Here is a 20,934-nt window from a genome sequence, read left to right as displayed (position 1 = left end):
CTTTGGTTCATCCCCGGTCCCCGGTCCCGGGTCCCGGGTCCCGAGCGCGCTCCAAAGGAGCGCGCAATGAGCCGCCTGCTGCTGATCGTGCTGCTTGCCTGCAGCATCGCCTCGGCGATCGGTGTGGTGTACATGCGCCACATGCATCGCAAGCTGTTCGTGCAGTTGTCCAGGCTCGAACACACGCGCGACGAGCTCAATATCGAATTCGGCCGGCTGCAGCTGGAGCAGGCCACCTGGGCGGAAAGCAACCGGGTCGATCAGGTCGCGCGTACGCGCATCGGGATGAAGTTCCCGGAGACCAACGACATCGTGGTGGTGCGCCCATGAGCATGCGGCAGGACAGCCGTTTTGCACAGCTCGGCCGCCCGCAGGGTGGCGCACAGGGAGGTGCGCCGATGACAAAACGGCAGGACAGCCGTTTTGCACGGCTTGGCCGCCCGCAGGGTGGCGCACAGGGAGGTGCGCCATGAAGGCTGGTCGCAACCGCCCCCGTAGCAATTTCAACCTGCGCGGCCGACTCACCTTGGTCGGCGTGGCGCTGGGCCTGTGCTCGGTCACCCTGATCGGCCGGGCTGCCTACGTGCAGCTGGTCAATCGCGATTTCTACCAGCGGCAGGGCGAGGCGCGCTACCTGCGCGAACTGCCCATCGCCACCTCGCGCGGCATGATCACCGACCGCAACGGCGAGCCGCTGGCGGTGTCCACGCCGGTGGAATCGATCTGGGTGAATCCGCAGGAACTGCTGCGCAACCCGGACCGCATTCCCGAGCTGGCCACCGCGCTCGGCCAGCCGCTGGACGAGTTGAACGCCCGGCTGGCGCAGAAGGCCGGCAAGGAATTCATGTACCTGCAGCGCCGGATCAATCCGGACAAGGCGCATGCGATCGTGGCCCTGAAGATTCCAGGCGTGTTCTCGCAGCGCGAGTTCCGTCGCTTCTATCCGCAGGGCGAGGCGATGGCCCACGTGCTGGGCTTCACCAATATCGACGACCGCGGCCAGGAAGGGCTGGAACTGGCCTTCGACGAATGGTTGCGCGGCAAGCCCGGCTCCAAGAAGGTGGTGCGCGATGCACGCGGCGCCATCGTGGAAAGCGTGGACCTGGTGCGTCCGGCGCAGCCGGGCAAGGACCTGACGCTGAGCATCGATCGTCGCATCCAGTTCCTGGCCTACAAGGAACTGCGCAACGCGCTGGTCGACAACAACGCGGCCGGTGGTTCGATGGTGGTGATGGACGTGGCCACCGGCGAAGTGCTGGCGATGGTCAACCTGCCCACGTACAACCCGAACTCGGTCACCGGCATCAACCCGTCGGCGCGGCGGAACCGTGCGGTGACCGATCTGGTGGAGCCGGGTTCGACGATGAAGCCGCTGACCGTGGCCACCGCGCTGACCGCCGGCGTGGTGACCAAGGACACCGTCATCGACACCAATCCCGGCTACATGTCGGTGGGGCGCTTCACCATCCGAGATGTGCCGCGCAACAACGGCGTGCTCAACGTCACCGGCGTGATCACCCGCAGCTCCAACATCGGCGCGGCCAAGATCGCGGCCAAGGTGCCGGATCAGACCTTCTATCAGTCGATCCGCGACTTCGGTTACGGCAGTGCGCCGCATAGCGGGTTTCCGGGCGAATCGTCCGGCGTGGTGCTGCAGCCGCAGAAGTGGAGCGGTCCCTCCAAGACCACGATGTCCTACGGCTACGGCCTGTCGGTGACGCCGCTGCAGATCGCGCAGGCCTACGCCGCGCTGGGCAATGGCGGCAAGCTGACCCAGCCGACCTTCGTGCGCGGCCAGCACAACGACACCCGCCAGGTGGTCACGCCGGAAGTGGCGCGCCAAGTCATCGACATGATGGAGACCGTGGTCACCCAGGGCGGCGCCAAGGGCGCGGCGATCCTGGGCTACCATGTGGCCGGCAAGACCGGTACCGCGCGCAAGAACGGCGCCGGCGGCTACGAGCGCGGCCACTACAACGCGCTGTTCGCCGGCCTGGTGCCGGCCAGCCGCCCGCGCTTTGCCACCGTCATCGTGATCAACGATCCGCAGGGCAAGGTGTACTACGGCGGCCTGGTGTCGGCGCCGGTGTTCCACAAGGTCATGGAAGGTGCGCTGCGGCTGATGGACGTGCCGCCGGACGACATCCAGTCGTGGCTCGCCGCGCAGGCGGCCGGCAAGACCGGTCAGCCGGTCGCCAAGCCGCAACCGGTCGATCCCGATCCGGCGCTGGTGCCGGACCCGGTGGACGAAGTGTCGGCCGGCATCCCGACCGCACTGGCACCTGCGCCGGCCGCCGCGCCAGCGCAGCCGGCGCCTTTGCAGGAGAGCCGCCAGTGAGCCGCGTCATGGCGCTCTCGCAGTTGCTGCCGGACGTGGCGTTGACGCACGACGTGCAGGTGTCCGGCCTGGTGATGGACAGCCGTGCGGTGCGCCCGGGCGATGCCTTCGTGGCGATCGCCGGTTTCGGTGCGCATGGTCTGGGCTTTGTCGAACAGGCACGTGCCAATGGCGCTGCGGCAGTGTTGTTCGAGCCGCCTGCACCCGGCGAGCTGCCGGCGCCCACCGATGCGATCGCGGTGCCCGGCCTGCGCGCACGGCTTGGCCAGATGGCAGACCTGTTTCATGGTCACCCGTCCCGCGCGCTGCGCATGGTCGGCGTCACCGGAACCAACGGCAAGACCTCCACCGTGCAACTGCTGGCACAGGCGCTGAGCTTGCTGGGCACGCCCACCGGTACGCTCGGCACGCTGGGCGTGGGCCTGTACGGCGCGGCCGTGCCGACCGGATTCACCACGCCGCTGGTATTGCCTACGCATGCGCTGCTGGCGCAGCTGCGTGATGACGGCGCGCAGGCAGTGGCGATGGAAGTCAGCTCGCATGCGCTCGATCAGGGCCGCGTGGATGCGGTGCATTTCGACGTGGCGGTGTTCACCAACCTCACCCGCGACCATCTCGATTACCACGGCGACATGGCGCAGTACGGCGCCGCCAAGGCCAAGCTGTTCTTCCGTGCCGGCTTGAAAGCGGCAGTGGTGAATCTTGACGATGCATTCGGCCGCACGCTGTTCGCCGCGCTCGACCCCGCGCTGCGCGCGATCGGCGTGAGCTCGCGCGCGCAGGCCGGCGCCAGCGTCAGCGCGCAGGCCTTGCAACTGGACCATCACGGCATCAATTTCGCACTGAATATCCAGGGCGAAGTGCATCCGGTGCATTCGCCGTTGCTGGGCCGCTTCAACGTGGACAATCTGCTGGCAGTGGCCGGCGCCTTGCATGCGATGGACATCGTGCCTGCGCAGATCGCCACCGTGCTGGGCCAGCTGAAGCCGATCCATGGCCGCATGAATCGCCTTGGTGGCGCGCAGGGCGCACCCTTGGTGGTGGTCGACTACGCGCACACGCCCGATGCGCTGGAGCAGGCGCTGAGCAGCCTGCGTTCGCATGCGCAGGATCGGCTGATCTGCGTGTTCGGTTGCGGCGGCGAACGCGACACCGGCAAGCGCCCGCAGATGGCGGCCATTGCCGAGGTCAATGCCGACGTGGCGATCGTCACCGACGACAACCCGCGGGGCGAGGACGGCGATGCGATCGTCGCCGACATCCTGCGCGGCTTCGCGCGCCCGGATGCGGCCCTCGTACAGCGCGACCGCGCCGCGGCCATCCACCAGGCCATCGGCATGGCCAGCGCCTCGGACATCGTGCTGATCGCCGGCAAGGGCCACGAGCCGTACCAGGAAGTGGCTGGGGTGCAGCATCCCTTCGACGATGCGGCGGTGGCAGCGCAGGCCTTGCTGCCGCGCACCGGGCTGGGAGTGCGCGCATGAAACGCACCCCGCTGTCGCTGATCGCGCATTTCGCCGGTGGCGAACTGCATGGCGACGACACCATGATCGATGCGGTCGGCAACGACACCCGCACACTCGGCAGTGGCAGCCTGTATGTAGCCCTGCGCGGCGAACGGTTCGACGGGCACGACTTCGCCGCCGACGCGGTGGCGCGCGGTGCCAGCGGCGTGCTGGTCGAGCGCCTGCTGCCTTCGCTCGGCGTGCCGCAGGTCGTGGTGGACGACACCGAACTGGCCCTGGCGCGCATTGCCGCCGGCCTGCAGCGCGACCGCGCCACCCGCGTGCTCGCGCTCACCGGCTCCAACGGCAAGACCAGCGTCAAGGCGCTGCTGCTCGCCATCCTGACCGAGGCCGGGCGTGTGGACGGCACCACCGTCTATGCCACGCCGGGCAATCGCAACAACGAGATCGGTCTGCCGCTGGCGGTGATCGCCGCACCGGACGATGCGGACTTTGCGGTGTACGAGATGGGTGCCGGCAAGCCCGGCGATATCGCCTATCTCACCGATATCGCGCGGCCGCACGTGGCGCTGGTCAACAACATCGCGCCGGCGCATCTGGAGCGCCTGGGCAGCCTGCTCGGTGTTGCGCAGACCAAGGGCGCCATCTATGCCGCGTTGCCGGCCGATGGCGTGGCGGTGATCAATGCCGACGACGCCTTCGGTGCCTGGTTCGAGCAGCAGTTGCGGGCGCAGCCGGTGCAGGGCCGCCGCGTGCTGCGGTTCGGCCTGCAGGCCAGCGCCGAGATCACCGCGCGTGGGCTGCGGCTGCACGCCGACGGCGCGCACTTCACCCTGGTGACGCCGCAAGGCCAGGCGCAGATTGCGCTGCCGCTGCCGGGTCGCCACAACGTGCTCAATGCGCTGGCCGCCACCGGGCTGGCGCTGGGCGCGGGCATCGCCTTGCCGGTGATCGCCGCCGGCCTGGCGCAGGCGCGCCCGGTGGCCGGCCGCCAGATCGCCCACCGCCTGCCCGGCGGGGCGATGTTGATCGACGACAGTTACAACGCCAATCCCGGGTCGCTGGATGCCGCCATCGATGCATTGGCCGCCGCCCCTGGCGAAGGCTGGTTGGTGTTGGGCGACATGCGCGAACTCGGCCCGGAAGGCGCTGCCCTGCACGCCGCCGCCGGACGACGCGCGCGCGCGGCCAAGCTGCAGCGGCTCTACGCGCTGGGCGAACTCAGTGCCGCCGCTGCGCAGGCGTTCGGCGAAGGCGGCCGGGTGTTTGCCACGCATGTGGAACTGACCGAGGCGTTGCGGGCGGATCTTGCCGAAGCCGGGACCCGGGACCCGGGACAGGGGACCCGGGAACAGCAACAGCAACAGCACGACGCATCAGAAAATGCGCAGGAACACGCTTTGATAGAACAACAACAGTCGCAGCCCGCGCCCGCTTTTACGGGTCCCGGGTCCCGGGTCCCGGGTCTCGGCGCCATCACGCTGCTGGTAAAGGGGTCGCGCGGCAGCGCCATGGATCGCATCGTGGCCGCGTTGCTCGCACCTGCGGAGGATGCCTCCCATGCTGCTTGAGTTGGCGCGCTGGCTGCAGCAACTGGAGAGCCTGTTCGGGCTGTTCAACTATCTGACCTTCCGCGGCATCCTGGCCGCGCTGACCGCGCTGTTCCTTTCGTTGTGGATGGGCCCTGCGGTGATCCGCAAGCTGGCCCAGTTCAAGGGCGGTCAGCCGATCCGACAGGACGGCCCGCAGACGCATTTCTCCAAGGCCGGCACGCCGACCATGGGCGGCTCGCTGATCCTGCTGACCGTCACCCTGTCGGTCCTGCTGTGGGGCGACCTGCGCAACCGCTATGTGTGGCTGGTGCTGGCGGTGATGATCTGCTTCGGCGCGATCGGCTGGTACGACGACTGGATCAAGATCGTCAAACGCGATCCCAACGGGCTGAAGTCGCGCTGGAAGTATCTGTTGCAGTCGATCTTCGGCCTGGCCGCCGGTCTGTTCCTGTACTACACCGCCGACGTCCCGGCCGCGATCACCTTCTACATCCCGATGTTCAAATCGATCGCACTGCCGCTGGCGGGCGTGAGCTTCGTGGTGATCGCCTACTTCTGGATCGTGGGCTTCTCCAATGCAGTCAATCTCACCGATGGCCTGGATGGCCTGGCGATCATGCCCACCGTGCTGGTGGCCTGCGCGCTGGGCGTGTTCGCCTACGCCTCGGGCAACGTGGTGTTTGCCGAATACCTGAAGATCCCGCTGATTCCCGGGGCCGGCGAGCTGATCATCATCTGCTCGGCGATCGCCGGGGCAGGGCTGGGCTTTCTGTGGTTCAACACCTACCCGGCGATGGTGTTCATGGGCGACATCGGCGCGCTGTCGTTGGGCGCGGTGCTGGGCACCATCGCGGTGATCGTGCGCCAGGAAATGGTGCTGGTGATCATGGGTGGCGTGTTCGTGATCGAAACGCTGTCGGTGATGATCCAGGTGGCCAGCTTCAAGCTGACCGGCAAGCGCGTATTCCGCATGGCGCCGATCCACCACCACTTCGAACTCAAGGGCTGGCCGGAGCCGCGCGTGATCGTGCGCTTCTGGATCATTTCGGTGGTGCTGGTGCTGATCGGCCTGGCCACGTTGAAGGTGCGCTGATGAACGACATGTCCCGCCAGGCAACGCGACTGGACGCCATCGGCGGCCGCTACGACCCGTGGCTGCTCGGGGCCGCCGTCACGCTCGCCTCGCTGGGCGTGGTGATGGTGGCTTCCAGCTCGATCGAACTGGAAGCCAGCCCGTTCTACTACCTGACCCGCCACCTGCTGTTCCTGGGCGGCGGCATCGGGCTGGCGTTCTGGGCCATGCGTACCGAGCTCAAGACCATCGAACAGCACAACCAGATGCTGCTGCTGGCCTGTTTCCTGATGCTCGTGGTGGTGTTCGTGCCCGGCCTGGGCAGCACCGTCAACGGCGCCAAGCGCTGGATCAACCTGGGCGTGTCGCGGTTCCAGGTGGTCGAAGCGGTCAAGGTGTTCTACATCATCTGGCTGGCGAGCTACCTGGTGCGTTTCCGCGACGAGGTCAACGCGACCTGGCAAGCGATGCTCAAGCCGGTGTTCGTGGTCGGTTTCCTGGTGGGCCTGTTGCTGTTGCAGCCGGACTTCGGCTCCTCGATGCTGCTGCTGAGCGTGACCGCCTGCATGCTGGTGCTGGGCGGGGCGCCGATCGGACGCATCATCCTGCCGATCCTGTTGCTGCTACCCGGCCTGGTGGCCCTGGTGATCTTCGAGCCGTACCGCATGCGGCGCGTGACCTCCTTCATGGACCCGTGGGTGGATCAGCTGGGCTCGGGCTATCAGTTGTCCAACGCGCTGATGGCCATCGGCCGCGGCCAGTGGACCGGCGTGGGCCTGGGCGCATCGGTGCAGAAGCTCAACTATCTGCCCGAGTCGCATACCGACTTCATCTTTTCGGTGATTGCCGAGGAGCTGGGCTTCGTGGGCGTCTGCGGCGTGATCGCGCTCTACGCGCTGCTGGTGGGGCGCGCGTTCTGGCTGGGCATGCGCTGTGTGGAAATGAAGCGCCACTTCTCCGGCTACATCGCCTTCGGCATCGGCTTGTGGGTGGCGATGCAGAGCTTCGTGTCGATCGGCGTGAACCTGGGGATTCTGCCGACCAAGGGCCTGACCCTGCCGCTGATTTCGTCGGGCGGCTCCTCGGTGCTGATGACCTGCCTGGCGATGGGCGTGCTGCTGCGGGTGTCCTATGAGGCCGATCGCGCCGAGCGCCTGCGCAGCAAGCTGTCGCCGCAGAGCGCGGCCGCACCGTCGGCGGAGCCTGCCGAGCCGGTGGCCGCGTCGGTGCCACCGGCCTACACACCGCCACCGCGTGCGCCGCAACGCGAGACCGTCGCTTCTGCCGCCCCCGCGACAGCGGTGCCGGTTGCGCCGGCGTCGGCGATCCTGCGCGGTACCAGCCGCATGCAGCCGCGCGTCGAGCCGACATTCGGGAGGATGGCATGAGCGTTCATGCGAATGTCCCGCAACAGCCCGCACATGCAGGTGCGCAGAGTCGACCGGTGATGATTCTGGCCGGCGGCACCGGCGGGCATATCTTCCCGGGCCTGGCGGTGGCCAAGGTGCTGCGCGCACGCGGTGTGCCGGTGACCTGGTTGGGTGCCGACGGTGCGATGGAAACGCGGCTGGTGCCGCAGCACGAGATCGCCATCGACACGCTGGCCATCAGCGGGTTGCGCGGCAAAGGCGTGGTGAAGCTGCTCGGTGCGCCGGTGCGGGTGATGCGTGCGGTGCGCGCCGCCGGATTCGTGCTGCGCAAGCGCCAGCCGCGTGCGGTGGTCAGCTTCGGGGGCTTCGCGGCCGGCCCGGGTGGACTGGCCGCACGGCTGCTGGGCGTACCATTGCTGGTGCACGAACAGAACCGCGCGCCCGGCATGACCAACAAGGTGTTGTCGCGGTTTGCGCGCCGCGTGCTGACCGGCTTTCCCGGCAGCTTTGCGGGCGAAGAGGCCGTGGGCAACCCGGTGCGCGCGGAAATCGCGGCATTGCCGGATCCGGCAGTGCGCCTGGTCGGTCGTGGCGGCCCGGTGCGCATCCTGGTGCTGGGCGGCAGCCAGGGCGCGCGCGTTCTGAATCAGGCGGTGCCGGCAGCGCTGGCCGCGCTCGGACACCCGCAGGTGCAGGTGCGCCACCAGTGCGGCGAGAAGCTGCGTGCCGAAGCCGATGCGGCGTACGCGCAGGCCGGTGTCGACGCCAGCGTCGAACCTTTCATTGCCGACATGGCCGCTGCCTATGCCTGGGCCGATCTGGTGGTGTGCCGCGCAGGTGCATCCACGCTGGCCGAACTATGCGCCGCCGGCGTCGGCAGCGTGCTGGTGCCGTTCGCCGCCGCCGTCGACGACCATCAGACCCGCAATGCCGAATACCTGGTCGGCGCCGACGCGGCCGTGCTGCTCAAGCAGGACGACTCGCTCGCGCTGCGCCTGCAACAGACTCTGCAGACCCTGCTCGCCGACCCCGCGCGTCGCCTGTCGATGGCGCAGGCCGCACGCCGTCTGGCCAAGCCCGACGCCGCCGAGCGCATTGCCGACATCATTCTGGAAGAGGCCGGGACTCGGGACCCGGGACCCGGGACCCGGAAAGCAAACAAGCAACAGCAAGAGCAGAAAAAAATGCATGCAGACGATTTTGGCGGGCAGGCGCGCAGTGCCGCTTCGCTTCTCCCGGGTCCCGGGTCCCGGGTCCCGGGTTCCGGCACCTCCGCCGGAGGTGCCCAGTGATCCGCCGTCTGCAGGACAGCGGCGATCTGGTGCGGGCGTTTCCGCGTGTGCATTTCGTCGGCATCGGCGGCACCGGCATGAGCGGCATCGCCGAGGTGATGCTGACGCTGGGCTATGAAGTCTCCGGCTCGGACAATGCCGATAACGCGGCCACCCGCCGGCTGGCCAAGCTCGGCGCGCGCGTGATGCGCGGGCACTCGGCCGCCAACGTGCTCGGCACCGACTGCGTGGTGGTGTCCAGCGCGATCCGTGAAGACAACCCCGAACTGATGGAGGCGCGCAGCCAGCGCATTCCGATCATGCCGCGCGCGGCGATGCTGGCCGAACTGATGCGTTTCCGTCGCGGCATCGCCGTGGCCGGCACGCATGGCAAGACCACCACCACCAGCCTGGCCGCTGCGGTGCTGAGCGAGGGTGGACTGGATCCGACCTTCGTCATCGGCGGGCAGTTGCTGGCGGCCGGTGCCAACGCCAAGTTGGGTGGCGGCCAGTGGCTGGTGGCCGAAGCCGACGAAAGCGATGGCAGCTTCCTGCGCCTGAATCCCCTGATGGCGGTGATCACCAATATCGATGCCGACCATCTGGAGAACTACGGTAACGATTTCGCCCGCGTGCAGGCGGCATTTGCCGAATTCCTGCAGCGGCTGCCGTTCTACGGGCTGGCGGTGCTGTGCATCGACGATCCGGAAGTCGCAGCCCTGGCCGGCAAGACGCCGCGGCATGTGATGACCTACGGCATCAGCGAAACCGCCGACGTGCGCGCCGAGGACGTGGTGCAGGACGGCCCACGCATGCGCTTCACCCTGCGCCTGCCCGAGGGCACCACCACGCCGGTGACGCTGGCCCTGCCGGGCCGTCACAACGTGCTCAATGCATTGGCGGCGGCCGCCATCGGCTGGCAGCTCGGCGTCGCGCCGGAGACCATCGCACGGGCACTGGAAAACTTCGCCGGCATCGGCCGCCGTTTCAACGACCTGGGCGAGGTCACCACCAGCGCCGGTGCACGCGTGCGGGTGGTCGACGATTACGGCCACCATCCGCGCGAGCTCGAGGCGGTGTTCGCGGCCGCGCGCGGCGGCTGGCCGGACCGGCGTCTGGTGGTGGCCTTCCAGCCGCACCGCTACAGCCGCACCCGCGATCAGTTCGACGCCTTTGCCGCCGTCCTCAGTACGGTGGACGCGCTGGTGTTGAGCGAAGTCTATCCCGCCGGCGAAGCGCCGATCCCGGGCGCCGATTCGCGCGCCCTGGCGCGCGCCATCCGTGCACGCGGCCGCAGCGAACCGGTGGTCGTGGGGCAGATCGCCGGCCTGGCCGAAGTGTTGCCGGACGTGCTGCAGGACGGTGACCTGCTGCTGATGATGGGCGCCGGCGATATCGGCCATGTGGCTCAGCACATCATCGTCAATGGATTCGTCGGGGGTGAGGCGTGAGCGCGCCTTCTAACGGGACCCGGGTCCCGGGTCCCGGGACCGGTGAAGAGCAGGGCGTGCAGCCCGCGTTGTCCGCTGCCCCGGGTCCCGGGTCCCGGGTCCCGGGACCCGCTACTCAACGCACCAGCGATCCGGCGGTGTTCGGTCGCGTCGCCGTGCTGCTCGGCGGTACTTCGTCAGAGCGCGAGGTCTCGTTGAATTCCGGTAGCAACGTGCTGGAAGCGCTGCGCGCGCGCGGTGTCGATGCGCAGCCGGTCGATGGCATTCCCGCGTTGCTGGCGGCGATCGATGCGGGCACGGTCGATCGCGTGTTCAACATCCTCCACGGCGGCGACGGCGAAAATGGCGTGCTGCAGGGACTGCTGTGCGCGCTGCAGGTGCCGTTCACCGGCGCGGGCGTGCTCGGCTCCGCGTTGACCCTGGACAAGGTGCGTACCAAGCAGGTCTGGAGCGCCGCCGGATTGCCCACCCCGGAATTCGTGCGCGTGCCCGCGGGCGGCGATCTGCATGCGGCCGCGCAGGCACTGGGCCTGCCGGTGTTCATCAAACCCTCCAGGGAAGGCTCCAGCGTCGGCGTGTTCCGGGTGCTGGCCGAGGCCGACCTCGCACCGGCGATGGCTTTCGCGCGGACCTATGCGGGCGAACTGCTGGTCGAGCAGATGGTGCAGGGCGAGGAATACACCGTCGGCATTCTCGGCGAGATCGCGCTGCCGTCCATCCGCATCGTTCCAGCCGGCGAGTGGTACGACTATCACGCCAAGTACGTGGCCGACGATACGCAATACCTCTGCCCCGGCATGCAGGGCGAGGAGGAGGCCGCGATCGGCGCCCTGGCGCTGGCGGCATTCCAGGCGGCCGGGTGCAGCGGCTGGGGGCGCGTGGACGTGATGCGGGACCGCGTGCGCGGCCTGCAGCTGATCGAGGTCAACACCGCGCCCGGCATGACCAGCCACTCGCTGGTGCCCAAGGCGGCGCGCCAGCTGGGAATCGATTTCGAGGAACTGGTGTGGCGCGTGCTGGAGCAGACGCTGTGACGCCGGGACTGGGGACCCGGGATCCGGGACCCGTGAAAACAAAGGCAAAAGCGCGCCTGCTTTTGATGTTCCCGGGTCCCGCAGCACGCGGAGCGTGCCCATGAACGCCACCCTGCGCATCCTCGCCTGGCTGCTTGCGGTGGCGCTGGTCGCATTGCCGGTGGTGGCCGTGCTCAATGGTTGGGTGGGCGCCGAGCGCTGGCCGCTGGCCAAGTTGCGTGTGTCGGGCGATTTCAAGCGGGTGCCTGCCGAGCAATTGCGCGCGGTGGTGCTGCCGTATGCGCGCGCAGGCTTTTTTGCGGTGAAGCTGCAGCAGGCGCAGGACGCCATCGCGCGCCTGCCGTGGGTGGAGAGCGCGCAGGTGCGCAAGCGCTGGCCGGATGTGCTGGAAGTGCGGGTGACCGAACACCAGCCGTTCGCGCGCTGGGGCGCCGATCGCATGCTGTCCGAACAGGGCCGGTTGTTCCGCACGCCGCCGTTGCTGAAGGATTTCAAGCTGCCCCAGCTCGTCGGTCCGGACAGCAAGACGCAGGACGTGGTGGCGCTGTACAACGAATCGCGTGCGCTGTTCGCGCCGACCGGGCTGGATGTGGATCGCCTGGAGCTGGATGCCCGCGGCAGCTGGTCGCTGGGCTTGAGCAATGGCTTGCAGATCATGGTGGGCCGCGACGATGCGCGCGCGCGCCTGCAGCGCTTCGCCCGCGTGCTGCCGCAGCTGGCCGACCCGCAGCGCCCGATCGCACGCGCCGACCTGCGCTATACCAATGGGTTCACCGTGACTCGTTCGGTGGCGGAGAGCCTGGACCCAGGACCCGGGACCGGGGACCCGAAGCAGGTGTCTCGCCCCGCCCAGGCTTCACATTCCACTCCGGCTGGAGCCGTTGTCGCGCTCTTGCGGATCCCGGGTCCCGGGTCCCGGGTCCCGACCTCCCCCACCTCCCTTCTTCGCAGTCCTCGCACATGAACCGCAAAGGCGACAAATCCCTCATCGTTGGACTGGACATCGGCACCTCCAAGGTCGTTGCGCTGGTCGGCGAATACTCGCCAGGCAATCCGATCGAAGTGATCGGCATCGGTTCGCATGAATCGCGCGGGCTCAAGCGCGGCGTGGTGGTGGACATCGAATCCACCGTGCAGTCGATCCAGCGGGCGGTCGAAGAGGCCGAGCTGATGGCCGGCTGCGAGATCCGCTCGGTGTACGCGTCGATCTCCGGCAACCACGTGCAGTGCAAGAACTCGCCCGGCATCGTGCCGATCCGCGATGGCGAAGTGACCTGGAGCGATCTGGAACGCGTGCTCGACGCCGCCAAGGCGGTGGCCATTCCGGCCGACCAGCGCATCCTGCATGCGATCCCGCGCGAGTACGTGCTGGACGATTCGCAGGAAGGCATCCGCAATCCGGTCGGCATGACCGGCGTGCGCCTGGAGGTGCATGCGCACCTGGTGGTGTGCGCGCAGTCGGCCGCGGCCAACATCACCAAGTGCGTGCAGAAGTGCGGCCTGCAAGTGGACGATCTGGTGCTGTCCTCGCTCGCTTCCTCGGTGGCGGTACTGACCGCCGACGAACGCGAGCTGGGCGTGGTGCTGGTGGACATCGGCGCCGGCACCACCGATCTGGCGGTGTATGTGCAGGGCGCGATCTGCCACACCGCCTCGCTGCCGATCGCCGGCGACCACGTCACCAACGACATCGCGCACATGCTGCGCACGCCCACCCCGGAAGCCGAGCAGATCAAGGTCCGCTATGCCTGCGCGCTGGCGCAGCTGGCCACCGCCGAAGAAAGCATCCAGGTGCCGTCGGTGGGCGACCGCCCGCCGCGCCGCATGCCGCGGCATGCGCTCGCGCAGGCGGTACAGGGCCGTTACGAGGAAATCTTCGAGATGGTGCAGGCCGAACTGCGTCGCTCCGGCTTCGAGGAGATGGTGCGCGCCGGCATGGTGCTCACCGGTGGCGCATCGAAGATGGAAGGCGTGGTGGAACTGGCCGAAGAAATGCTGCAGATGCCGGTGCGCGTGGGCATCCCCCAGCACGTCACCGGCCTGGGGGAAGTCGTCGGCAACCCGGTACACGCCTCCGGCGTGGGCTTGCTGCTGATGGGCAGCCAGATCGAACACCCACGTCGCCCGTCGATCCCGACCGGACGCGCCGGGAGCTTGTTCAAGAAATTGAAGAATTGGTATCGCGGGGAGTTTTGAGGCCGGGACCCGGGACCCGGAAGAGCAAGAAAGCGGACAGCGGAAGGTGGCGGAGAGAGCGGGTTGAATCGGTAGGTGGTTGAGCGGCACGCGGCATTCATAAGAAACATTTTGCCGGTCCGAGTTTCGGGCCGGGAGCTGGGGAGATCGCTTCCCGGGTCCCGGGTCCCGAGCCCCGGGTCCCGGCTTCATACAAGAGGACACTGACATGGCACATTTCGAACTGATTGAAAAAATGGCTCCCAACGCGGTCATCAAGGTCGTCGGCGTCGGCGGCGGTGGCGGCAACGCGGTGGCGCACATGGTCAACACCAATGTCGATGGCGTGGAGTTCATCACCGCCAACACCGACTCGCAGGCGATCAAGAACTGCGGCGCCAAGCTGCAGCTGCAGCTCGGCACCAACGTCACCAAGGGCCTGGGCGCGGGCGCCAATCCGGAAGTCGGCCGTCAGGCGGCGCTGGAAGATCGCGAGCGCATCATGGACGCGCTGCAGGGTGCGGACATGGTCTTCATCACCGCCGGCATGGGCGGCGGCACCGGCACCGGCGCCGCGCCGGTGGTGGCGCAGCTGGCCAAGGAAATGGGCATCCTGACCGTGGCCGTGGTCACCAAGCCGTTCCCGTTCGAAGGCCGCCGCCGCATGCAGGTGGCGCTGAAGGGCATCGAGGAACTGAGCCAGCATTGCGACTCGCTGATCACCATTCCCAATGAAAAGCTGATCACTGTGCTCGGCCGTAACGCCACCATGATCCAGGCCTTCCGCGCCGCCAACGACGTGCTGCAGGGCGCGGTGCAGGGCATTGCCGATCTGATCGTGCGTCCGGGTCTGATCAACGTCGACTTTGCCGACGTGCGCACCGTGATGTCGGAAATGGGCCTGGCGATGATGGGCACCGGTTCGGCACGCGGCGACGATCGCGCGCAGGCCGCAGCCGAAGCCGCCATCCAGAACCCGCTGCTGGACGATGTGAACCTGGCTGGCGCCAACGGCATCCTGGTCAACATCACCGCCGGCCCGGACTTCACCATGTCCGAGTTCGACGAGATCGGCCGCACCATCGAAGCGTTCGCTTCCGAAGATGCCACCGTGGTCGTCGGCACCGTGCTGGACCCGGACATGCAGGACGAAGTGCGCGTGACCGTGGTGGCCACCGGCCTGAACCGTGCGGTTGCACGTCAGACCCAGCGTCCGGACCAGCGCGCGCCGATCAAGCTGGTGCGCAATGCCACCACCGGCCAGCCGGAATTCGGCGATTTCGACACCGGCAGCGGCGATGCGGTCTCCAAGGCCGTCGGCGGCAGCATGGGCCTGGGCCTGCGTCGTCCGAGCAGCGATTCGGTCGGCAGCGGCTCGGCCGGTCACTCGGCGCCGCCGGCTGCAGAGCTGCCCAACGATTACCTGGATATCCCGGCGTTCCTGCGCCGCCAGGCCGACTGACGGGCGCCGGCTGCGTCGCCACGGGGGCGCAGCCCGTCCAGCCAGACGTGCGCGTCTGGCCGCACTGCCATGTCCTTTCTGCCGGATCGGTCCCGATCCGGCAGCTTTTGCAGTGGCGTGACCGGGGCATGACACCGCTCATCACGTGTAACTTGTTAAAATTCGGATAACCTCACCGAATTCGACGGCCTGTTCAGCGTCTGTCTGCATCGTTCCTCCAGACTTCGTCCTATGACCCAGCAACGCACTCTCAAGAACACCATCCGCGCCACCGGTGTCGGCCTGCACAGCGGCGACAAGGTGTATATGACCTTGCGGCCGGCCCCGGTCGATCATGGCGTGATGTTCCGCAGAGTGGATCTGGAGCCGGCGGTCGACGTCCCCGCCGATGCCGAGCTGGTCACCGAGACCACCCTGTGCACCGGGCTGACCTGCAACGGCGCCAAGATCCAGACCGTCGAACACCTGATGTCGGCACTGGCCGGCCTGGGCGTGGACAACGTCATCGTCGAACTGTCCTCGGCCGAACTGCCGATCATGGACGGCTCCTCCGGTCCGTTCGTGTTCCTGTTGCAGTCGGCAGGCATCGTCGAGCAGGACAAGCCCAAGCGTTTCATCCGCATCAAGCGGCCGGTGGAAGTGCGCGAAGGCGACAAGATCGCGCGGTTCGAGCCGTACGACGGCTACAAGCTCGGTTTCACCATCGAATTCAACCACCCGATGATCCCGGCCAAGCAATCGCGCCAGGAAATCGAGTTTTCCACCTCGGCCTACGTCAAGGAGATCTCGCGCGCGCGCACCTTCGGCTTCATGCGCGATCTCGAGTACATGCGCGAGCGCAACCTGGGCCTGGGCGGCTCGATGGACAACGCCATCGTGCTGGACGAGTTCCGCGTGCTCAACGAGGACGGGCTGCGCTATACCAACGAATTCGTCCGCCACAAGATCCTGGACGCCATCGGCGACCTGTACCTGGCTGGCGGCGCGATCCTGGGCGCCTATGAAGGGTTCAAGTCCGGCCACGCCCTCAACAACAAGCTGGTGCGTGCGCTGTTGGCCGACCAGAGCGCCTGGGAATGGGTCAGCTTTGCCGAAGGCGCCGAGCGCCCGCCGGTCACCTACGCCAGCCCGGTCTACGCCTGAGCGACCCATCGGCCGGCAGCGCCTGGTCGGCGGGCGCTACCGTACGCCAGTTCCTCTGTTCGGATCCCCTGGTGCCTGACTGCAGCCAGAGCGTCTGCTGGTGGCGCCATCCCTGACGTGTGTCAGGGAATGCCGCAATTGGCATGCAAAATGTGACTTGGGTCAGATTTGTGGCCGATTCTTAACTTTTATTTAAGGCTTATCTAACTCCCGCACGACGCCGGCCCGCTAGCATGCCTGCGGCCATCGCGGTCTTCGCAAGCGTTTCACGCGGTGACTGCCGTCACGTAACCCGCCCAGTGCCTCAGCGCTTGGTCGGCGGGACGTCCTGCAGCGAGGCAAGCGCATCGCGCAGACCCCTGTACGTGGCGTCGGACACCGGCCGCGGCCGGTCGCGGCTCTGCTGCGCTGGGGAGTGCGGCATGGCGCTTGCAGTCTTGACGGCCACTGCGGTGGTTTTCAGTCCGATGGATCGGGCGGCACCCAGGATTTGGGTCTCGGCAAGCCGCACCTTGGCATGCCAGACCGGCGAATCCACCAGAAAAACGAGCTGTTCGCCTCGGACATTGGCCAACCGGCAACGGCTAGCCAGATGAGGTGGTAACAGGGGACGCAACTGCCGGTCCAGCGCATCGAGCCACAAGGCGCGACGCAAGGGGTCGCCAGCCTTTTCGCCCAGTGCGGCCTCGATGGCCGGCTGTGGAACGGAAGGGTTGCGTGCGTTGGACTTGGGCTTGGACATGACACTCATATGGCGTTGAAGAAAGTCGTAATCAAATCCCGACAGACCCGGGCCCAGCGTGTGGCCCGACAGTTCCAGAGTTTTGCTGCGGATCGGCCGATGATGGTGCTTGGCGCGGTCCTGGGCCTGGGCATGCTGATCGGCGTCGGTGCAAGCACCGCCACCGGCATGGTGACCAATTCCGCGCTGCAGGCCAAGGTCGCGCAGCAGCAGACCGAACTCGCACAGGCGCAGCGTGCCTCGCAGGCGCAGGTCAATGCCCTGGCGGCCCGCCTGGGCGAACTGCAGGCGCAGGCCACCCGCCTCAATGCCCTGGGCGAACGGCTGACCGACATGGGCAAGCTGAAGGACGGCGAATTCGACTTCGACGCGCCGGTCGGCGTCGGTGGCGGCGACGAGGCGGTCAGCGACATGCCGGTCGACTCGCTCAAGCAGAGCCTGGGGCAGGTCGAACAGCAGTTCTCCGCCTCCGGCCAGCAGCTCAACGTGCTGGCCTCGCTGATGTTCGATCACCAGCTCGAGCAGAACGCCGTGCCGTCGCGGATGCCGATCCGCAATACCTACATCACCTCCGGCTTCGGCGGCCGCGCCGATCCGTTCGATGGCGGCTCGGCCTTCCACAAGGGTGTGGATTTCCACGCCAACGTGGGCGATCCGGTGCTGTCGGTGGCCGATGGCGTGGTCAGCTATGCCGGCGTGCGGGGCGGCTACGGCAACGTGGTCGAAGTGGATCACGGCAACGGCTATGTCACCCGCTACGCGCACAACTCGCGGCTGGTGGTGAAGGTCGGCGATCTGGTCCGTGCCGGGCAGCAGGTGGCCAGGGCCGGTTCCAGCGGACGCTCCACCGGGGCGCACGTGCACTTCGAGGTGTGGGCCAACGGGCGCGTGGTCAATCCACGCAAGTTCCTGGGCGATACCGCCGCCACTCCGGTGGGCCGGCGTGGGCGCGGCTGATGGCGTGGCCGGCGGTGCTTGATTCGTGAAGCCCCGCCCCAAGCTACAATAGGGTGTTGCCATCGACAGGGCGCAGTGCGCCCTGTTTCGTTTACGGCGGTCGGCTCCAGGGGACCGGCGTCGGTCAAACCGTTCCTTTTCAACCGGTTTCTTCAATGATCAACAGTCTGCTTACCCGTGTCTTCGGCAGTCGTAACGAACGCCAGCTGCGCCAGCTCAACCGCCTCGTCACCCAGATCAATGCACTGGAGCCGACGATCGAGAAGCTTTCCGACGCCGAGCTGCAAGCCAAGACCCCGGAGTTCAAGCAGCGGCTTGCCGAGGGGCAGTCCCTGGACAAGATCCTGCCCGAGGCGTTCGCGGTCTGCCGGGAGGCCAGCCGCCGCGTGCTGGGCATGCGCCACTACGACGTGCAGCTGATCGGCGGCATGGTGCTGCACCTGGGCAAGATCGCCGAAATGCGCACCGGCGAAGGCAAGACCCTGGTGGCCACACTGCCGGTGTATCTCAACGCGCTGGAAGGCCAGGGCGTGCACGTGGTGACGGTCAACGACTACCTGGCGCGGCGCGACTCTGCGCAGATGGGCAAGCTGTACAACTGGCTGGGCCTGAGCGTGGGCGTGGTGTATCCGGGCATGCCGCACAGCGACAAGCACGCCGCCTACGCTGCCGACATCACCTACGGCACCAATAACGAGTTCGGCTTCGACTATCTGCGCGACAACATGGCGCTGTCGCGGGCCGACCGTTACCAGCGCAAGCTGCATTACGCCATCGTCGACGAAGTGGACTCGATCCTGATCGACGAAGCGCGCACCCCGCTGATCATCTCCGGCCCGGCCGACGAATCGCCGGAACTGTACATCCGCGTCAATCGCATCGTGCCGCAGCTGACCAAGCAGGAGAGCGAAGAGGGCGAAGGCGACTTCTGGGTCGACGAGAAGGGCAAGCAGGTGCACTTGTCCGAAGCGGGCATGGGGCATGCCGAGGAACTGCTGGTGCAGGCCGGCATCCTGGAGAACGCCGACGACGGTCTGTATGCCGCGCAGAACCTGAGCGTAGTACATCACCTCAACGCCGCGCTGCGTGCGCACGCGATCTATCAGCGCGATGTGGACTACATCGTGCGCGATGGCGAAGTGGTGATCGTGGACGAATTCACCGGCCGCACCCTGACCGGGCGCCGCTGGTCCGACGGCCTGCACCAGGCGGTCGAAGCGAAGGAAGGCGTGCCGGTGCAGCGCGAGAACCAGACCCTGGCCAGCATCACCTTCCAGAACCTGTTCCGCATGTACAAGAAGCTGTCCGGCATGACCGGCACGGCCGATACCGAAGCCTACGAATTCCAGAGCATCTACGGCCTGGAAGTGGTGGTGATTCCGACCAACCGCCCGACCGTGCGTAAGGACCATCCGGACCAGGTGTTCCTCAACCGCAAGGGCAAGTTCAACGCGGTGCTGGCCGACATCGAAGACTGCGCCAAGCGCGGCCAGCCGGTGCTGGTGGGAACCACCTCGATCGAGACTTCGGAGATGCTGTCCGAGCATCTGCGCAAGGCCGGGGTGAAGCACGAAGTGCTCAACGCCAAGCAGCACGAGCGCGAAGCCACCATCGTGGCCAACGCCGGCCAGCCGGGCGCGGTGACCATCGCCACCAACATGGCCGGTCGCGGTACCGACATCGTGCTGGGCGGTTCGCTCGAATCCGAGTATCACGCTCTGGGTGAAGACGCCAGCGAAGACGCGCGCTTCAAGATCAAGACCGAGTGGCAGCGTCGCCATGACGCGGTCAAGGCGGCCGGCGGCCTGCACATCATCGGTACCGAGCGCCACGAGTCGCGGCGTATCGACAACCAGCTGCGCGGCCGTGCCGGCCGTCAGGGCGACCCGGGTTCCTCGCGCTTCTATCTGTCGCTCGAAGACAACCTGATGCGCATCTTCGCCTCGGACTGGGTCCAGAAGGCGATGCGCATGATGGGCATGAAGGAAGACGACGTCATCGAGGATCGCCTGGTCAGCCGGCAGATCGAGAAGGCGCAGCGCAAGGTGGAAGCGCATAACTTCGACATCCGCAAGAACCTGCTGGACTTCGACGACGTCAACAACGATCAGCGCAAGGTGATCTACGCCCAGCGCGACGAATTGCTGGATGCCGAATCGGTCAAGGACAACGTGGACGGCATCCGTGGCGATGTGATCTACGACCTGGTCGCACGCTTCGTGCCGCCCAATTCGGTGGACGAGCAGTGGGACCTGCAGGGTCTGGAGGCCACGCTGGAGTCGGAACTGGGCATGCCGCTGGCGCTGCGCGAAATGGCGCGCACGCAGGAAGAACTGGATGCCGAGCAGATTGCCGCCAAGGTCCAGGCGGCGGTGGATGCGCACTTTGCCGAGAAGGAAGCGGCGGTGGGCAACGACACCATGCGCGCGCTGGAGAAGCACGTGATGCTGACCGTGCTCGACCAGGGCTGGAAGGAGCATCTGGCCAAGATGGATTACTTGCGGCAGGGCATCTACCTGCGCGGTTACGCGCAGAAGCAGCCCAAGCAGGAATACAAGAAGGAAGCCTTCGAACTGTTCTCCGAGATGCTGGAGAACGTCAAGCGCGAGGTGATCAACCTGCTGGCGCGCGTGCGTATCCGCAGCGAGGAAGAAGTGGCCGAACTGGAAGAGCAGGAGCGTCGCCAGGCCGAAGCCCGCCTGATGGCCTCGCAGTTCCAGCACCAGGATGCCGGCGGTTATGGCGCCGACGAGGAGGTGCAGCAGATGCAGGGCGGCAACGCGCCGGTACCGGTCTCGCAGGTCACCCGCGACGAGCCCAAGGTCGGCCGTAACGATCCCTGCCCGTGCGGTAGCGGCAAGAAGTACAAGCACTGCCACGGTCAACTCAGCTGAGCTGAG

General features: G+C 67.1%; 16 protein-coding genes. 15 read left to right on the top strand and 1 reads right to left on the bottom strand.

Annotated elements, in window-relative coordinates; all coding sequences use genetic code 11:
* Window positions 1–66: 66 nt before the first annotated feature.
* From ftsL to lpxC, 13 genes are all read left to right on the top strand, one after another.
* Window positions 67–330, top strand: a complete 264-nt coding sequence (gene ftsL / locus LL962_RS20265) for a cell division protein FtsL (RefSeq protein ID WP_104584915.1) — start codon at window positions 67–69, stop codon at window positions 328–330.
* Between the two features lie 139 nt (window positions 331–469).
* Window positions 470–2,338, top strand: a complete 1,869-nt coding sequence (locus LL962_RS20260; RefSeq protein WP_228318214.1) for a peptidoglycan D,D-transpeptidase FtsI family protein — start codon at window positions 470–472, stop codon at window positions 2,336–2,338.
* Between the two features lie 8 nt (window positions 2,339–2,346).
* Window positions 2,347–3,822: a UDP-N-acetylmuramoyl-L-alanyl-D-glutamate--2,6-diaminopimelate ligase gene (locus LL962_RS20255; RefSeq protein ID WP_228318215.1), complete on the top strand. Its 1,476-nt coding sequence runs from the start codon at window positions 2,347–2,349 to the stop codon at window positions 3,820–3,822.
* On the top strand, window positions 3,819–5,375 hold the full coding sequence (locus tag LL962_RS20250) for a UDP-N-acetylmuramoyl-tripeptide--D-alanyl-D-alanine ligase (RefSeq protein ID WP_228318213.1): 1,557 nt from the start codon (window positions 3,819–3,821) through the stop codon (window positions 5,373–5,375). Before LL962_RS20255 ends, LL962_RS20250 begins: the two co-directional genes overlap by 4 nt.
* The gene (gene mraY / locus LL962_RS20245) at window positions 5,365–6,450 is read left to right on the top strand and encodes a phospho-N-acetylmuramoyl-pentapeptide-transferase (protein WP_003485285.1); all 1,086 of its coding nucleotides are present in this window, start codon (window positions 5,365–5,367) and stop codon (window positions 6,448–6,450) included. Before LL962_RS20250 ends, mraY begins: the two co-directional genes overlap by 11 nt.
* Entirely contained in the window at window positions 6,450–7,817 is a 1,368-nt protein-coding gene (gene ftsW / locus LL962_RS20240; protein WP_228318212.1) for a putative lipid II flippase FtsW, read from the top strand. The genes mraY and ftsW overlap by 1 nt, the downstream gene beginning before the upstream one ends.
* A complete protein-coding gene (murG, locus tag LL962_RS20235) occupies window positions 7,814–9,091 on the top strand; it encodes an undecaprenyldiphospho-muramoylpentapeptide beta-N-acetylglucosaminyltransferase (protein ID WP_228318211.1) in 1,278 nt (425 codons plus the stop codon). The genes ftsW and murG overlap by 4 nt, the downstream gene beginning before the upstream one ends.
* Window positions 9,088–10,521 carry a UDP-N-acetylmuramate--L-alanine ligase gene (gene murC / locus LL962_RS20230; RefSeq protein WP_228318210.1) on the top strand — a complete coding sequence of 478 codons (1,434 nt, stop codon included), beginning with the start codon at window positions 9,088–9,090 and terminating at the stop codon, window positions 10,519–10,521. The genes murG and murC overlap by 4 nt, the downstream gene beginning before the upstream one ends.
* A gap of 68 nt (window positions 10,522–10,589) precedes the next feature.
* On the top strand, window positions 10,590–11,555 hold the full coding sequence (locus tag LL962_RS20225) for a D-alanine--D-alanine ligase (RefSeq protein ID WP_255626474.1): 966 nt from the start codon (window positions 10,590–10,592) through the stop codon (window positions 11,553–11,555).
* Window positions 11,556–11,655: 100 nt separating this feature from the next.
* Window positions 11,656–12,519: a cell division protein FtsQ/DivIB gene (locus LL962_RS20220; RefSeq protein WP_228318208.1), complete on the top strand. Its 864-nt coding sequence runs from the start codon at window positions 11,656–11,658 to the stop codon at window positions 12,517–12,519.
* Window positions 12,516–13,751 (top strand): cell division protein FtsA, encoded by a 1,236-nt coding sequence (ftsA, locus tag LL962_RS20215; protein ID WP_003485272.1) that lies wholly within the window; start codon window positions 12,516–12,518, stop codon window positions 13,749–13,751. The genes LL962_RS20220 and ftsA overlap by 4 nt, the downstream gene beginning before the upstream one ends.
* 208 nt (window positions 13,752–13,959) lie before the next feature.
* On the top strand, window positions 13,960–15,192 hold the full coding sequence (gene ftsZ, locus LL962_RS20210) for a cell division protein FtsZ (protein ID WP_228318207.1): 1,233 nt from the start codon (window positions 13,960–13,962) through the stop codon (window positions 15,190–15,192).
* A 231-nt stretch (window positions 15,193–15,423) separates the two neighbouring features.
* Window positions 15,424–16,335, top strand: coding sequence for a UDP-3-O-acyl-N-acetylglucosamine deacetylase (gene lpxC / locus LL962_RS20205; RefSeq protein WP_228318206.1), 912 nt, complete (start codon window positions 15,424–15,426; stop codon window positions 16,333–16,335).
* Window positions 16,336–16,639: 304 nt separating this feature from the next.
* Here lpxC and LL962_RS20200 read toward each other — a convergent pair whose 3' ends face one another.
* Entirely contained in the window at window positions 16,640–17,086 is a 447-nt protein-coding gene (locus LL962_RS20200; protein ID WP_228318205.1) for a DUF721 domain-containing protein, read from the bottom strand.
* Here LL962_RS20200 and LL962_RS20195 point away from each other — a divergent pair, their 5' ends adjacent.
* Both LL962_RS20195 and secA read left to right on the top strand, forming a co-directional pair.
* The gene (locus LL962_RS20195) at window positions 17,087–18,034 is read left to right on the top strand and encodes a M23 family metallopeptidase (protein ID WP_228318204.1); all 948 of its coding nucleotides are present in this window, start codon (window positions 17,087–17,089) and stop codon (window positions 18,032–18,034) included.
* A gap of 155 nt (window positions 18,035–18,189) precedes the next feature.
* Window positions 18,190–20,928: a preprotein translocase subunit SecA gene (gene secA / locus LL962_RS20190; protein ID WP_104584892.1), complete on the top strand. Its 2,739-nt coding sequence runs from the start codon at window positions 18,190–18,192 to the stop codon at window positions 20,926–20,928.
* Window positions 20,929–20,934: the final 6 nt, after the last annotated feature.

Origin of the sequence: Xanthomonas sp. NCPPB 1067 (assembly GCF_020783795.1) — a bacterium.
In the GTDB taxonomy this organism is placed as follows: Bacteria; Pseudomonadota; Gammaproteobacteria; order Xanthomonadales; family Xanthomonadaceae; genus Xanthomonas; species Xanthomonas melonis.
This window is presented reverse-complemented; position numbering and strand designations above follow the sequence as displayed.

Bases quoted from the DNA above. Each gene is read 5' to 3' on its own strand.
- ftsL (WP_104584915.1), top strand. From the start codon at position 67: ATGAGCCGCCTGCTGCTGATCGTGCTGCTTGCCTGCAGCATCGCCTCG.
- LL962_RS20260 (WP_228318214.1), top strand. From the start codon at position 470: ATGAAGGCTGGTCGCAACCGCCCCCGTAGCAATTTCAACCTGCGCGGC.
- LL962_RS20255 (WP_228318215.1), top strand. From the start codon at position 2,347: ATGGCGCTCTCGCAGTTGCTGCCGGACGTGGCGTTGACGCACGACGTG.
- LL962_RS20250 (WP_228318213.1), top strand. From the start codon at position 3,819: ATGAAACGCACCCCGCTGTCGCTGATCGCGCATTTCGCCGGTGGCGAA.
- mraY (WP_003485285.1), top strand. From the start codon at position 5,365: ATGCTGCTTGAGTTGGCGCGCTGGCTGCAGCAACTGGAGAGCCTGTTC.
- ftsW (WP_228318212.1), top strand. From the start codon at position 6,450: ATGAACGACATGTCCCGCCAGGCAACGCGACTGGACGCCATCGGCGGC.
- murG (WP_228318211.1), top strand. From the start codon at position 7,814: ATGAGCGTTCATGCGAATGTCCCGCAACAGCCCGCACATGCAGGTGCG.
- LL962_RS20220 (WP_228318208.1), top strand. From the start codon at position 11,656: ATGAACGCCACCCTGCGCATCCTCGCCTGGCTGCTTGCGGTGGCGCTG.
- ftsA (WP_003485272.1), top strand. From the start codon at position 12,516: ATGAACCGCAAAGGCGACAAATCCCTCATCGTTGGACTGGACATCGGC.
- ftsZ (WP_228318207.1), top strand. From the start codon at position 13,960: ATGGCACATTTCGAACTGATTGAAAAAATGGCTCCCAACGCGGTCATC.
- lpxC (WP_228318206.1), top strand. From the start codon at position 15,424: ATGACCCAGCAACGCACTCTCAAGAACACCATCCGCGCCACCGGTGTC.
- LL962_RS20200 (WP_228318205.1), bottom strand. From the start codon at position 17,086: ATGAGTGTCATGTCCAAGCCCAAGTCCAACGCACGCAACCCTTCCGTT.
- LL962_RS20195 (WP_228318204.1), top strand. From the start codon at position 17,087: ATGGCGTTGAAGAAAGTCGTAATCAAATCCCGACAGACCCGGGCCCAG.
- secA (WP_104584892.1), top strand. From the start codon at position 18,190: ATGATCAACAGTCTGCTTACCCGTGTCTTCGGCAGTCGTAACGAACGC.